This window comes from Mesorhizobium sp. M4A.F.Ca.ET.020.02.1.1, assembly GCF_004022645.1.
Taxonomy (GTDB): domain Bacteria; phylum Pseudomonadota; class Alphaproteobacteria; order Rhizobiales; family Rhizobiaceae; genus Mesorhizobium.
Genome location: NZ_RZOI01000105.1, coordinates 1 through 11,960 on the forward strand (window position 1 = coordinate 1; position 11,960 = coordinate 11,960).

At 63.0% G+C, this 11,960-nt stretch carries 17 protein-coding genes and 1 other RNA gene; 9 read left to right on the forward strand and 9 right to left on the reverse strand.

The annotated features are described in order from the left end of the window. Positions 1–149: 149 nt before the first annotated feature. Positions 150–659, reverse strand: a complete 510-nt coding sequence (locus EN742_RS09885) for an arsenate reductase ArsC (protein ID WP_189347377.1) — start codon at positions 657–659, stop codon at positions 150–152. Positions 660–843: 184 nt separating this feature from the next. Here EN742_RS09885 and EN742_RS09890 point away from each other — a divergent pair, with 184 nt between their 5' ends. After that, entirely contained in the window at positions 844–1,188 is a 345-nt protein-coding gene (locus tag EN742_RS09890) for a hypothetical protein (protein WP_127405414.1), read from the forward strand. Between the two features lie 55 nt (positions 1,189–1,243). Here the strand turns inward: EN742_RS09890 and msrB are convergent, their stop codons facing one another. The 5 genes from msrB to EN742_RS09915 form a co-directional block, all read right to left on the reverse strand. Next, complete coding sequence (gene msrB, locus EN742_RS09895) at positions 1,244–1,648, reverse strand: peptide-methionine (R)-S-oxide reductase MsrB (protein ID WP_126057832.1); 405 nt, start codon at positions 1,646–1,648, stop codon at positions 1,244–1,246. 103 nt (positions 1,649–1,751) lie between these two features. Further along, positions 1,752–2,942 (reverse strand): VWA domain-containing protein, encoded by a 1,191-nt coding sequence (locus EN742_RS09900; RefSeq protein WP_127405413.1) that lies wholly within the window; start codon positions 2,940–2,942, stop codon positions 1,752–1,754. Between the two features lie 8 nt (positions 2,943–2,950). Next, positions 2,951–3,397: a GNAT family N-acetyltransferase gene (locus tag EN742_RS09905; RefSeq protein ID WP_126057834.1), complete on the reverse strand. Its 447-nt coding sequence runs from the start codon at positions 3,395–3,397 to the stop codon at positions 2,951–2,953. A gap of 96 nt (positions 3,398–3,493) precedes the next feature. Next, positions 3,494–3,823, reverse strand: a complete 330-nt coding sequence (locus tag EN742_RS09910; RefSeq protein ID WP_126057835.1) for a hypothetical protein — start codon at positions 3,821–3,823, stop codon at positions 3,494–3,496. A gap of 4 nt (positions 3,824–3,827) precedes the next feature. Then, positions 3,828–4,667 carry a MoxR family ATPase gene (locus EN742_RS09915; RefSeq protein ID WP_126057836.1) on the reverse strand — a complete coding sequence of 280 codons (840 nt, stop codon included), beginning with the start codon at positions 4,665–4,667 and terminating at the stop codon, positions 3,828–3,830. A 158-nt stretch (positions 4,668–4,825) separates the two neighbouring features. Between EN742_RS09915 and ssrS the strand changes: the two genes are divergently transcribed. The 4 genes from ssrS (at position 4,826) to EN742_RS09935 (ending at position 7,390) form a co-directional block, all read left to right on the forward strand. Next, a non-coding RNA gene (gene ssrS / locus EN742_RS09920) (6S RNA) lies at positions 4,826–4,981 on the forward strand. A gap of 80 nt (positions 4,982–5,061) precedes the next feature. Continuing rightward, complete coding sequence (locus EN742_RS09925; RefSeq protein WP_126057837.1) at positions 5,062–5,649, forward strand: 5-formyltetrahydrofolate cyclo-ligase; 588 nt, start codon at positions 5,062–5,064, stop codon at positions 5,647–5,649. Between the two features lie 77 nt (positions 5,650–5,726). Then, on the forward strand, positions 5,727–6,551 hold the full coding sequence (locus EN742_RS09930; RefSeq protein ID WP_126057838.1) for a YmdB family metallophosphoesterase: 825 nt from the start codon (positions 5,727–5,729) through the stop codon (positions 6,549–6,551). 71 nt (positions 6,552–6,622) lie between these two features. Next, on the forward strand, positions 6,623–7,390 hold the full coding sequence (locus EN742_RS09935; protein ID WP_126057839.1) for a TerC family protein: 768 nt from the start codon (positions 6,623–6,625) through the stop codon (positions 7,388–7,390). A gap of 51 nt (positions 7,391–7,441) precedes the next feature. On the opposite strand, the gene EN742_RS09940 is transcribed toward EN742_RS09935, so the two are convergent. After that, positions 7,442–7,924, reverse strand: coding sequence for an SRPBCC domain-containing protein (locus EN742_RS09940; protein ID WP_126057840.1), 483 nt, complete (start codon positions 7,922–7,924; stop codon positions 7,442–7,444). A 51-nt stretch (positions 7,925–7,975) separates the two neighbouring features. Between EN742_RS09940 and EN742_RS09945 the strand changes: the two genes are divergently transcribed. The 3 genes from EN742_RS09945 to EN742_RS09955 all read left to right on the forward strand — a co-directional run bounded on the left by EN742_RS09945 (position 7,976) and on the right by EN742_RS09955 (position 9,601). Further along, a complete protein-coding gene (locus tag EN742_RS09945) occupies positions 7,976–8,299 on the forward strand; it encodes a helix-turn-helix domain-containing protein (protein ID WP_126057841.1) in 324 nt (107 codons plus the stop codon). Positions 8,300–8,512: 213 nt separating this feature from the next. Then, positions 8,513–9,262 (forward strand): YebC/PmpR family DNA-binding transcriptional regulator, encoded by a 750-nt coding sequence (locus EN742_RS09950; protein WP_126057842.1) that lies wholly within the window; start codon positions 8,513–8,515, stop codon positions 9,260–9,262. Between the two features lie 30 nt (positions 9,263–9,292). Next, entirely contained in the window at positions 9,293–9,601 is a 309-nt protein-coding gene (locus tag EN742_RS09955) for a SelT/SelW/SelH family protein (RefSeq protein WP_245455343.1), read from the forward strand. Positions 9,602–9,631: 30 nt separating this feature from the next. On the opposite strand, the gene EN742_RS09960 is transcribed toward EN742_RS09955, so the two are convergent. Then, complete coding sequence (locus tag EN742_RS09960) at positions 9,632–10,108, reverse strand: DUF1772 domain-containing protein (protein WP_126057844.1); 477 nt, start codon at positions 10,106–10,108, stop codon at positions 9,632–9,634. A gap of 1 nt (position 10,109) precedes the next feature. Beyond that, entirely contained in the window at positions 10,110–10,934 is an 825-nt protein-coding gene (locus EN742_RS09965; protein WP_126057845.1) for an NAD(P)H-binding protein, read from the reverse strand. A 111-nt stretch (positions 10,935–11,045) separates the two neighbouring features. On the opposite strand from EN742_RS09965, the gene EN742_RS09970 reads away from it, so the two are divergent. Beyond that, positions 11,046–11,690, forward strand: coding sequence for a TetR/AcrR family transcriptional regulator (locus EN742_RS09970; RefSeq protein WP_126057846.1), 645 nt, complete (start codon positions 11,046–11,048; stop codon positions 11,688–11,690). Positions 11,691–11,960: the final 270 nt, after the last annotated feature.

An 11,960-nucleotide genomic window follows, 5' to 3' on the forward strand; every position in this document is an offset into this window, starting at 1 on the left:
GGTGAATTGCTATGCCGAGGACAATTGGCCGGCGATGGCCGACTGGCTGGTGACGGAATGCTCGCGCTTTGAGCAGGCCGTCGTCGTGGTGCTCGGGGAAACCCGGCCCTAGGCCCGACGGTCGTTCGCTCTCCCCACTTGCCTGCTCTTCAGTTTGGCCCGGACCCGTCGCGGCCGATTTCGTCCAGATGCTGCTGCAGCGCCAGTTTGTCGAGCGAACCCATCGGCAGGTTGGTGAACACCGCGATACGGTTGCTCAGCATGCGATAGGCTTCGGCGAAGGCGAGATGCTGCTCGGCTTCGGTGCCGGATGCCTTGGCGGGGTCCGGCACCGCCCAAAGCGCCGTCATCGGATGGCCGGGCCAGATCGGACAGCTCTCATTCGCCGTGTTATCGCAGACGGTGAAGACGAAATTCATCTCCGGCGCGTCAGGTCCGGAAAACTCCTCCCAGCCTTTCGACCGGGCGAAGGAGGTGTCGTATTTCAGGCTTTCCAGCAGCTGCAGCGCATAGGGGTTGACCGTTCCTTTCGGCTGCGAGCCGGCAGAATAGCCTTTGAAACGACCGGCGCCGACGCGGTTCAGGATGGCCTCCCCCATGATTGACCGGGCCGAGTTCGCATTGCAGAGAAAAAGTACATTGTAGACATGATCGCTCAATTTGAACTCCTCCATGCTGGCGCTGCAAAATGACTGACTGGCAATGCGGAACACAGGTTTCCGGCCCGCTTGAGCATTGATGCCAGATTTCCGTGTCATATTAGCGTCACATGTTGCGGGGGCTTGCTTTGACGGCAGGCTCCGGCATTTTCGAAGCGGCATGATCGCAAGCGGAGCCCAACCGATGGACGAATCGCATCCGGCCCGCACGGGGCCCAGCAAGGTCGGTGGCCTAGCCGGCTTCTTCCGCTCGCGCTGGCAGGGCCGGGTGCCACTCGACCGGCTGTTCTGGCGCGACATGGTGCTTGTCGGCACGGCTATCAACATCGCATCGTCGGTGCTGGCGCTCATCCTGCTCGGGCTGAAGCTGCCGCTTTGGTTGGTTCTGGCCGTGCATTTCACGCTGGTGCCCTACAATCTCTTCCTGACCTTCGCCGTCTGGCGAACCGCGGAAAAGTCAGGCGGTGGCAAGGCGTCGCTGATGATGCTCGGCTCGGCGCTGTGGCTGATTGCGACGGTCGTGGCTTGAAACGAAAAAGGGCGGCCGGAGCCGCCCTTTGCAGACCAGAAGTTGGGACGGTCGCTCAGGCGGCCGGCTCGAATTTCAGCGCCACGCCATTGATGCAATAGCGCAGGCCGGTCGGCGGCGGGCCGTCCTCGAAGACATGGCCGAGATGGCTGCCGCAGCGCGAGCAGTGGCATTCGGTCCGCACCATGCCATAGCTGCGGTCGACCGTGGTCTCGACCGAGCCCGGCACCGGATCGTTGAAGCTCGGCCAGCCGGTGCCGCTCTCGAACTTCAGCTTCGATTCGAACAGCGGCTGGTCGCAGCCGACGCAGGAAAAGGTGCCGGCGCGCTTCTCATAAAGCAGGGCGCAACTGCCGGGACGCTCGGTGCCATGGTTGCGCATGACGGCATACTGCTCGGGCGTCAGCCTGGCGCGCCATTCGGCATCGGTGCGGGTGACGGGATAGGCGTGGGTGTCCATGAAGATCTCCTCGGCCTTGGCGGCTCGTTGTTGGTTGGCATGTCGTATTCGCACGAAGATAGGTGTTTGTTACAGCTCTGCCTACCACCGGCCTGCGCTGGAGCTAGTGCCTGCGCGAAAGCTGTTTCGTCGCCGCTTCGAGCCCGGCAAGCGTCAGCGGAAACATGCGGCCGCCGAAGATGTCGCGGATCATCCCGATAGAATGGGTGTAGCCCCAGTTCTTCTGGCTTTCAGGGTTGAGCCATATCGCATTCGGCCATTGCTGCAGCAGGCGGCCGAGCCAGACGCCGCCGGCCTCCGGGTTCCAGTGCTCGACCGAGCCGCCGGGATGGGCGATCTCGTAGGGGCTCATCGAGGCATCGCCGACGACGATCACCTTGTAGTCAGGACCGTATTTGTGGATGAGGTCGAAGGTCGGGATCGTCTCGGCCAAGCGGCGGCGATTGTCCTTCCAGACGCGCTCGTAGAGGCAGTTGTGGAAGTAGAAATATTCGAGCTGGCGGAATTCTGCGCGGGCGGCGGAGAACAGCTCCTCGAGGCTCCTGATATGATCGTCCATCGAACCGCCGACATCGAAGAACATCAGAAGTTTTACCGCGTTGCGTCGTTCCGGCCGCGTCTTGACGTCGAGATAGCCATGCTCGGCGGTGGCGTGGATGGTGCCGGGCAGGTCGAACTCCTCCTCGGCGCCCTCGCGCACCCAGCGGCGCAGCCGCTTCAGCGCCACCTTGATGTTGCGGGTGCCGAGCTCAACGCCGTCGTCGAAATTCCTGAATTCGCGCTTATCCCAGACCTTCACCGCGCGGCGGTGGCGGCTCTCGTGCTGGCCGATGCGCACGCCTTCCGGATTGTAGCCATAGGCGCCGAAGGGCGAGGTGCCGCCAGTGCCGATCCACTTCGAGCCGCCCTGGTGGCGGCCCTTCTGCTCCTCCAGCCGCTGCTTCAGCGTCTCCATCAGCTTCTCGAAGCCGCCCAGAGCCTCGACCTGCTTTTTCTCCTCCTCGGTCAGGTGCTTCTCGGCGAGCCGGCGCAGCCATTCCTCGGGGATGTTGGCGACCTCGACGGCGTCCGGCCCGCCAAGCGCCTCGACGCCCTTGAAGATATGCGCGAACACTTGGTCGAAGCGGTCGATATGGCGCTCGTCCTTCACCAGGGCCGCGCGGGCGAGGTAATAAAAACCCTCGACATCATAGTCGACCAGCCCGGCTTCCAGCCCCTCCAGCAGCGACAGATATTCCCTGAGCGAAACGGGAACCCGCGCGACTTTCAATTCGAGGAAGAAGGGGAGGAACATGCGGCCATCTATAGCAGATCGTATTCGATGAAGCCCGTCCGCCGTGCCACATGGTCGTAGAGCCGGCGCGCGGTGGCGTTGGTCTCGTGCGTCATCCAGTAGACGTTCTTCACCCCGATCTTGCCGGCCTCGTCCTGCACCGCCTTGATCAACGCGGCGCCCACGCCCTTGCCGCGCACGCCCGGGTCAGCGAACAGGTCCTGCAGGTAGCAGTTGTTGACCAGCGACCAGCAGGAGCGGTGGTAGATATAATGGGTGAGACCCACCGCCTTGTCGTCCAGCGTGGCGATAAAACCTTTCGGCTCGAACTCGCCTTCCGTGAACAGCCGCTTCCAGGTCAGGGCGTAGACCTCGTCCGGCAGCGTGGTCTCGTAGAAGGTGAGGTAGGCGGTCCACAGGCGCCGCCAGTCGGCATGATCTGACTGCGCGAGCGGGCGGATGGTGATCTCGGACATCGAATGCTCTCCGTTTTCTTGCGCTGTAGCTTGGGCAATGTCCGCTAGCGCGGCAAGGGTCCACGGCGAGCAACCGCCTAATCCTGCTCTTAACCACTAGGCTCCAGGCAGAAGCTGGCTGGCAAAGACCTCAAAGCGGCTGACCTCTTCGAGAGATTCAACGGAGTATGGTTGAGACGTATCGATCTTCGCGATCAACCGACCGTATTGGTCTTGGCTTTGGGACAGGGCCAAGCAACGGATGTCGCCGGATCTCGGATAGATGCAATTCGCATCCAGCCATTCTGACGAAACAAGGCTCTGCTTTTCATGGAAGCGCCATAGCCGGCCAAACCGATCGCTGAACTCAAACTCAACGATTCCCGGCTGCGGCTCGTCATCGACCCAGCGTGTTATGGAGACAACCAACACTACATGTTCAGGCACGGCTTTACCCCTGCCGTCGCGCCATGAAGGCCAGGCGCTCGAACAGATGCACGTCCTGTTCGTTCTTCAACAGCGCGCCGTGCAGCTTCGGCAGCATGTTCTTGGGGTCGGCGCGCAGGTCTTCCGGCGCGATGTCGTCGGCGACCAGCAGGCGGATCCAGTCGAGCGCCTCGGAGGTCGACGGCTTCTTCTTCAGGCCCGGCACGTCGCGGATCTCGTAGAACTGGGTGAGCGCCGCCCGCACCAGGTTCTGCTTGATGCCCGGATAGTGGACGTCGACGATGCGGTGCAGCGTCTCGATGTCGGGGAAGCGGATGTAGTGGAAGAAGCAGCGGCGCAGGAAGGCGTCCGGCAGTTCCTTCTCGTTGTTGGAGGTGATGATGACGATCGGCCTCAGCGCCGCGCGAACTGTCTCGCCGGTCTCGTAGACGAAGAATTCCATCCGGTCGAGTTCCTGCAGCAGGTCGTTGGGGAACTCGATGTCGGCCTTGTCGATCTCGTCGATCAGCAGCACCACCTTCTTCGCCGCGGCAAAGGCATCCCAGAGCTTGCCGCGCTTGATGTAGTTCCTGATGTCGCTGAAGCGGTCGTCGCCGAGCTGGCTGTCGCGCAGCCGTGAGACGGCATCATATTCGTAGAGGCCCTGCTGCGCCTTGGTGGTCGACTTGACGTTCCATTCGATGAAATCCAGCCCGAGCGCCGCCGCCACCTGGCGGGCCAACTCCGTCTTGCCGGTGCCCGGTTCGCCCTTGACCAGCAAGGGCCGCTCCAGCGCGATCGCCGCGTTGACCGCAACCATCAGATCCTTGTCGGCGACATAGGCCGCGGTGCCTTCGAAACGCATTTTTGCTCCCTGGTTCGTCCGGGCCGACCGTAAGGACGCGACCTCGACAGCGCAAGGCGCGGCAGCGTCGCAACGCCAGGCCCGGGTTTGCTGGCCAGCGTTGTGCGATAGATCCCGTTTCTCTGGCGCTCGGCCAGCCATCGGCCTATATTGGCTTTGGCGGTCTGCGCTTCCCGGCAGGAGAAACTTATCCCCGGGGCCTTATCGATCCTTAGGGAGCTGTCCCTGGGAAGACCCGTGGGTTTTCTCACACGGCGCCCACCTACTTTGTAGGCACCCGGGATCGACCTCTCCACCGGTTGCGTGGATCGTCACTCACCGAATTTTGGGATAAGCGGTAGAAAACGTCGCTCCTGCAACGCCGCCTCGCTGCGGCCTTTTCTAGCGTCCGCACATGACCTCTTCCAAAGACCTGAAAAAACATCTGCGCAAGGAAGCACTGGCCCGCCGCGACGCGCTCGACGAATTCTGGCGGGTGGAGATCGCGCTCGAAATGGCCGAGACGGCGCGCGACCAGATCGCCGTCGAGCATGGGCAGATCGTCTCCGGCTTCTGGCCGATGCGCTCGGAAGTCGACGTGCGGCCGCTGATGTTTGCGCTGCGCGAAAAGGGCGCAAGGCTCTGTCTGCCGGCCATCCTCGACAAGAGCACAATCGTCTTTCGCGAGTTGGTGCGTGGCGCGCCGATGGTCGAAATGGGCTTCGGCACGGTCGGTCCGCATGAGGAGGCGGCGGTGCTCGATCCGTCCGTCATGCTGGTGCCGCTCGCCGCCTTCGACGCGCGCGGCCATCGCATCGGCTATGGCGCCGGCTACTACGACCGTGCGATCGGCAAGCTGGCCGACAAGGGGTTGTCCCCCAGGCTGATCGGCATCGCCTTCGACTGCCAGGAGGTGGCACAGGTCCCCGATGAGAACCACGATGTGATCATCCCGGAAATACTCACCGAGAGCGGGTTGCGCCGGTTCACGCCGGAATTGTAGAAAAGCGTCTGAGAACGCATGATCTTTTGCGGAAAGTCATGCAGCTTTTGCTTGGCGGACTTTCAGCGCGGGATCGTATGAGACTTTTCTTCCTCGGCGACATGGTCGGAAAAACTGGGCGCACGGCGGTGTGGGAACAACTGCCGGGCCTGATCTCGGACTTCAAGCTCGACTTCGTCATCGTCAATGGCGAGAACGCCGCCGGCGGCTTCGGCATCACCGAGGAGATTTTTCGCGAGACGCTCGCCGCCGGCGCCGATGTCGTGACCACCGGCAACCATGTCTGGGACCAGCGCGACGCGCTGGTCTTCGCGCCGCGCGAGGAGCGCTTCCTGCGTCCGTCCAATTTCCCAAAGGGCACGCCGGGGCGCGGCTCCGGCGTCTACATCGCCAGGAACGGCGCGCGCGTGCTGGTCGCCAACATCATGGGGCGCGTCTTCATGCATCCCGAGCTCGACGATCCGTTCCAGGCCGGCGAGCGCGAGCTTGCCGCCTGTCCGCTCGGCGAGCAGGCCGATGCGGTGGTCATCGATTTCCACGCCGAGGCAACGTCGGAAAAGATGTGCTTTGCGCATTTCGTCGATGGCCGCGTCAGCCTCGTCGTCGGCACCCACACGCATCAGCCGACCGCCGACCACCAGATCCTCAATGGCGGCACAGGCTATATGTCGGACGCCGGCATGTGCGGAGATTATGATTCCTCGCTCGGCATGGACAAGGAGGAGCCGCTCAACCGCTTCCTGTCGAAAGTGCCGAAAGGCCGCTTCGAGGCGGCAAACGGTCCGGCGACCTTGTGCGGCGTCGGCGTCGAGATTTCCGACCGGACAGGGCTGGCGGAGAAGATCGCGCCGTTTCGTCGCGGGCCCAGGCTGGAAGAAACCGCGCCGTCCTTCTGGTCGTGACATTGATATGAGCGGCGTCAGTACCTAACTGGCGGCGACACCTGCTTCAGATCGTAGAGGGGACGACCTCCATGCAGCTCATCGAATTCCTGGCGCCGCACTTTGCCTTTGTCTCCGACCCGACCGCCTGGGTCGCGCTGCTGACGCTGGTGGTGCTGGAGGTCGTCCTCGGTATCGACAATCTGATCTTCATCTCGATCCTGACCAACAAATTGCCCGCAGGGCAAAGGGCCCGCGCGCGCCGGCTCGGCATCTCGGCGGCGCTGATCATGCGGCTAGTGCTGCTCGCCACCATCTCGATCATCGTCCAGCTGACGACGCCGGTGTTCACCGCCCTTGGCCACGGCTTCTCCTGGCGCGACCTGATCCTGATAGCCGGCGGCCTGTTCCTGGTATGGAAGGCGACCAAGGAAATCCACCACACGGTCGATCCCGAGGACCACAAGGACACGATGCTCGGCGAGACGCTGCAGATATCGCTCGCCGGCGCCATCTTCCAGATCCTTTTGCTCGACCTCGTGTTCTCGATCGATTCGATCATCACCGCCGTCGGCATGACCGACGAGATCGCCATCATGTACATCGCCGTCATCGTGGCGGTGAGCGTGATGATGCTGGCGGCCGGTCCGCTTGCCGATTTCATCGCCAAGAATCCCAGCATCGTCATGCTGGCGCTCGGCTTCCTGCTGATGATCGGCATGACGCTGATCGCCGACGGCATGGGCTACCATGTGCCCAAGGGCTACATCTACGCGGCGATGGGCTTTTCGGCGCTGGTCGAGGGGCTCAACATGCTGGCGCGGCGGCGCAAGAAGGCAAGGTCCGGCGAAGGGCATTGAGCATGGCAGCCCGCCCGGCGGCGGGCGGTCCCCTTCCCGGCTGCCTCGGGCTTATTTGCTGTCCGAAGTCGGTAGCTCACCACGCATTTCGCTGGGGTAGAACCCTTCACGCAGGTTGATGCCGTACTCGACATAGGCCTTCATGCAGGCGAGCATCTGTGACCAGCCCTCGCAATTGCCATAGGATGATTTGCGGCCGGCCTCATCCTCACGCCATCCGCTTTCGGCGATGGTGACGAAGGTGCCGCCGTCCTCCAGCGGCTCGAAGTTCATCTCGATCGTGGTCTTGTAAGCCGGCACTACGCCGGGGCCGCTGCCATCCCAACGCAGCAAAATGCGCTTGTTGGGAACCACCTCATCGACCTCCACCGGCACGGTCTTCCACCAGGTCACGGTGGTGCCGGCGACCAGTGGGGCGCTGGCGCCGCCAAGGGTGGTGAAATAGCCGCTCAGCTTGCCCGGATTGGCGACTGCGTCGAAGACCTCGGCGACCGGCTTGCCGATGCGACCGGAAACCCTGAATCCAAGAGACATATCCACAGCTCCTTCCTTGCTCGTCTCGACGATATGTTATAGAATTATAACATGTCAAGCCGATCGCGAGACGACAATGTTTTCAAGGCGCTGGCGCATCCGCGCCGGCGGGAATTGCTGGATCGGCTGAAGGATGCGCCGCTCACCACAGGCATGCTGTGCGAGGCCTTCCCCGACATGGACCGGTGCACCGTCATGCTGCACCTCAAGGTGCTGGAGGAGGCCGAGCTCGTCGTGGCGAAGCGCGAGGGGCGCGAGCGTTGGAACCATCTCAACGCGCTGCCGATCAAGCAGATCCATGACCGCTGGATCAGCCAGTATGCCGGCCATGCGCTAAGCATCATCGGCCGGCTGAAGTCCGATCTGGAGCACTGAAGGCCGGATCGATCGGATCCGCGCGCGCCCCTTTACCACGCGCGGCTGGACGAATTGAGCCGATTTATCTATAAGCCGGCCATTCCGAGAGAGCGCCGTATGCCTTGCAGGCGTATCAGGGACGTTCTGAAATTTTGAATTCGAGCATTTTGCGAAGAGCAAGGTCACTGCACCTGGCTTCAGGATGCTCTAGCCGAAAACGACAGGGGTGCCATGGCTGGCCATTCACAGTTCAAGAACATCATGCACCGCAAGGGCCGCCAGGACGCGGTGCGGTCGAAAATGTTTTCCAAGCTGGCGCGCGAAATCACCGTCGCCGCCAAGACCGGCACGCCGGACCCGGCGATGAACCCACGGCTGCGCCTTGCCGTGCAGAACGCCAAGGCCGTCTCGATGCCGAAGGACAACATCCAGCGCGCCATCAACAAGGCTTCGGCCGGCGACGGCGAAAACTACGAGGCCGTGCGCTATGAGGGCTACGGCCCGGGCGGCGTGGCGCTGATCGTCGAGGCGCTGACCGACAACCGCAACCGTTCGGCTTCGAACGTGCGCGCCGCCTTCACCAAGGCCGGCGGGGCGCTGGGCGAAACCGGCTCGGTGTCGTTCATGTGGAACCGCGTCGGCGAGATCTATTATCCGGCATCGGCCGGCAACGCCGACAAGGTCATGGAAGCGGCGATCGAAGCCGGCGCGGACGACGTCGAATCGGACGAGGAAGGCCACACCATCTACTGCGCCTTCGAGAATCTCGGCGACGTGTCGAAGGCGCTGGAAGCCTCGCTCGGCGAGGCGGAATCGGTGAAGCCGATCTGGCAGCCGCAGAACAACGTTCCGGTCGACGAGGAACGCGCGCAGTCGCTGATGAAGCTGGTCGCCACGCTCGAGGACGACGACGACGTGCAGAGCGTCTACGCCAATTTCGAGGTCGACGACGAGACCATGGCCAAGCTCAGCGCGGCCTAAGTCCGAAATATGAGCGAAGCTCAACCTGATATGAGCGACAAGCCGCTGCCTACCGTCCGCATCACCTATTGCACGCAGTGCCAGTGGCTGCTCAGAGCCGGCTGGATGGCGCAGGAGCTGCTCTCGACCTTCGGCACCGATCTCGGCGAGGTGACGCTGGTGCCGGGCACCGGCGGCATCTTCAGCATTTCCTGCAATGACACGCTTGTCTGGGAGCGCAAGCGCGACGGCGGCTTTCCGGACGCCGCGAAGCTCAAGCAACTGGTCCGCGACGTCATCGACCCGGAGCGCGATCTCGGCCATGCGGATCGCAAAGGTGATAAAAAAGACCCGGCCTGAGCCGGGTCTTTTGTTTGTGCCTTGCGCTTCTCAAAGCATCGACAGGATGAAACAGGCCATCGACACGATGGCCGTGATGGTGCGGACGTGGTTCCACATCACCCATTGGCTCAGATGGTTCGCCCACACGGCGGCGCCGTTGGCGCTCGCCGGGTCGACGGCGGCGAGCGCGTCGTTGAGCGGCACGTTGAAGACCATGGTCACGATCGGGTTGCCGACGAAATAGATCACGGCGCCGGCAAGCAGCCAATACGTGCCCGACTGGGTCCAGCCCAACAGCGCGGCGGCAATCAGCCCCAGGCAGATGAGGCCGGTGCCGAACAGGGCCGTCATGAACGTCGGGGTGATCACCGTGACGTTGATCGAATTCATCGCCGCGATGCCGCTTGGGACGGGCAGCCGGGCAAGCGCCGCCATGACGAAATTGGAAAAGGCGAAGAAAACGCCACCGACGACGCCGGAGCCGATCGCGGCAATGAAGGTGAGGGTGGGAAGAAGTTTCATCATCTCAATTGCTCCAGATGCCGCTGGCGGCGGTTTCGGTTGCATAAGCGGAAAAGTCCTTCGGCTGGCGGCCGAGCGCGCGCTGCACGCCGTCGGCCAGCGTCTCGTTGCGGCCGTCGAGCACCTTCGTGAAGAGCTCGTCGAGCAGCCAGCCGAATTCCGGCGGCAAATTGTGCGCCGCCACAGCCTCGGTGAATTCGGCATGTGAGATCTGCTGGTAACGGATGTCGCGGCCGGCGGCCTTGCCGATCTCGGCGACGGCGTCGGCGAAGCTCAACAGGCGCGGGCCGGTGAGCTCGTAAAGCTGGCCGATATGACCTGGCTCCGTCAGGACGGTTGCGGCGACGTCGGCGATGTCGTCGACTTCGACGAAAGGTTCACCGACATTGCCGACCGGCAAGGCGACCTCGCCCTCGAGGATAGACTCGATCAGGAAGCCCTCGCTGAAATTCTGCGAGAACCAGGCGCAGCGCAGGATGGTCCAGTCGGCGCCGGAGGCCTTCAACATCTCCTCGGCGCGCTGGGCTTCAGGCTCGCCGCGACCGGAGAGCAGCACCAGGCGCTTGACGCCGCGTTCGACGGCAAGCCGGGCAAACGCCTCGACGGTTTCGGCGGCGCCCGGCACGGCGATGTCTGGATAGTAGCTGATGTAGACGGCGCCGACGCCGTCGAGCGCACGGCCCCATGTTTCCTTGTCCAGCCAGTCGAAGGGTGGCGTGCCAGCGCGGGAGCCGATGCGCACAGGAATTTTCCTGGCGATCAGCCGTTCGGCCAGGCGCCGGCCGGTCTTGCCGGTGCCGCCCAGGATCAAAATAGGTTTCGCAGTCATCTCGATCTCCTCGGTTTACAAATATGAGTAATCCTCACATTTGCAAAACGTGATAAACCCTCGTATTTTGTGAGTCAAGCGAGTTGTCGCAGAATCTTTCCGGAGGACTCCATGGAAGGCAGAGGTGCCGCGCCGCATCAGCAGGATGGATCGGTGGCCTCGCCGCGCCGGTCCCCGAGCCAGCAGCGCAGCCGCGAGCGGGTCGAGCGCATGCTTGCCGCCGCCTCGGCGCTGATCGCGGAGCAGGGCAGCGACGCCATGCGCATGGGCGAGGTGGCGGAAAGGGCGGGCGTTTCGATCGGCTCGCTCTACCAGTTCTTCCCCGACAAGCGGGCGATCGTCTGGGCGCTGGCCGAGCGCTACACCGCCGAAAGCCAGGCCTGCATTGCCGCAGCGCTCAAGGATGTCGGCGACGCCGAGGGCTTGCGGCGAGCATTTTCGGAACTGGTGGACGTCTATTACCGTCTGTTCCTGGCTGAACCGGTGATGCGCGACATCTGGTCGGGCACGCAGGCCGACAAGGCACTGCACGCGCTGGAACTCGCCGACAGCCGCGCCAACGCGGAATTCCTGACAGCGGTGCTCAAGCGGCTGCGTCCGAATGCCGATCCGGTGGCGCTTGAGACGACAGCGCTGCTGATCTGGCAGATGGGTGAGGCCGCTATGCGGCTGGCGATCTCCGTTGACCGCAAGGAAGGCGACCGGCTGGTCGCGGCCTACAAGCGCATGGCGTTGCGAGAGCTGGTGGATGGGTAGAGACGAGCCGCCCTTGGCGTTTTTCCTGCCGCGTTGTCGATTGGCGGAATCGGCAATGAGAGCGTCCCCTGTCCCCAGGGAGAGGATGCCGGCAGGCAGCACGGGCCTATGATATTTGACGGCAGCTTTGTCGCGAAAAGTGCGCGGTCACCGAATTCCCGAATTGAATTTCTCAGCCAATTGTCGAGGTCGGCCCCGCCCCTCATCCGCCCGCCGGTGTCCAGCCGATAGATGGGTAACAGTTTGAACCGGATACATAGGTAACAGTTC

Bases quoted from the DNA above. Each gene is read 5' to 3' on its own strand.
- EN742_RS09955 (WP_245455343.1), top strand. From the start codon at position 9,293: ATGAGCGACAAGCCGCTGCCTACCGTCCGCATCACCTATTGCACGCAG.
- msrB (WP_126057832.1), bottom strand. From the start codon at position 1,648: ATGGACACCCACGCCTATCCCGTCACCCGCACCGATGCCGAATGGCGC.
- EN742_RS09940 (WP_126057840.1), bottom strand. From the start codon at position 7,924: ATGTCTCTTGGATTCAGGGTTTCCGGTCGCATCGGCAAGCCGGTCGCC.
- EN742_RS09965 (WP_126057845.1), bottom strand. From the start codon at position 10,934: ATGACTGCGAAACCTATTTTGATCCTGGGCGGCACCGGCAAGACCGGC.
- EN742_RS09905 (WP_126057834.1), bottom strand. From the start codon at position 3,397: ATGTCCGAGATCACCATCCGCCCGCTCGCGCAGTCAGATCATGCCGAC.
- EN742_RS09925 (WP_126057837.1), top strand. From the start codon at position 5,062: ATGACCTCTTCCAAAGACCTGAAAAAACATCTGCGCAAGGAAGCACTG.
- EN742_RS09935 (WP_126057839.1), top strand. From the start codon at position 6,623: ATGCAGCTCATCGAATTCCTGGCGCCGCACTTTGCCTTTGTCTCCGAC.
- EN742_RS09890 (WP_127405414.1), top strand. From the start codon at position 844: ATGGACGAATCGCATCCGGCCCGCACGGGGCCCAGCAAGGTCGGTGGC.
- EN742_RS09915 (WP_126057836.1), bottom strand. From the start codon at position 4,667: ATGCGTTTCGAAGGCACCGCGGCCTATGTCGCCGACAAGGATCTGATG.
- EN742_RS09970 (WP_126057846.1), top strand. From the start codon at position 11,046: ATGGAAGGCAGAGGTGCCGCGCCGCATCAGCAGGATGGATCGGTGGCC.
- EN742_RS09945 (WP_126057841.1), top strand. From the start codon at position 7,976: ATGTCAAGCCGATCGCGAGACGACAATGTTTTCAAGGCGCTGGCGCAT.
- EN742_RS09900 (WP_127405413.1), bottom strand. From the start codon at position 2,942: ATGTTCCTCCCCTTCTTCCTCGAATTGAAAGTCGCGCGGGTTCCCGTT.
- EN742_RS09930 (WP_126057838.1), top strand. From the start codon at position 5,727: ATGAGACTTTTCTTCCTCGGCGACATGGTCGGAAAAACTGGGCGCACG.
- EN742_RS09950 (WP_126057842.1), top strand. From the start codon at position 8,513: ATGGCTGGCCATTCACAGTTCAAGAACATCATGCACCGCAAGGGCCGC.
- EN742_RS09960 (WP_126057844.1), bottom strand. From the start codon at position 10,108: ATGATGAAACTTCTTCCCACCCTCACCTTCATTGCCGCGATCGGCTCC.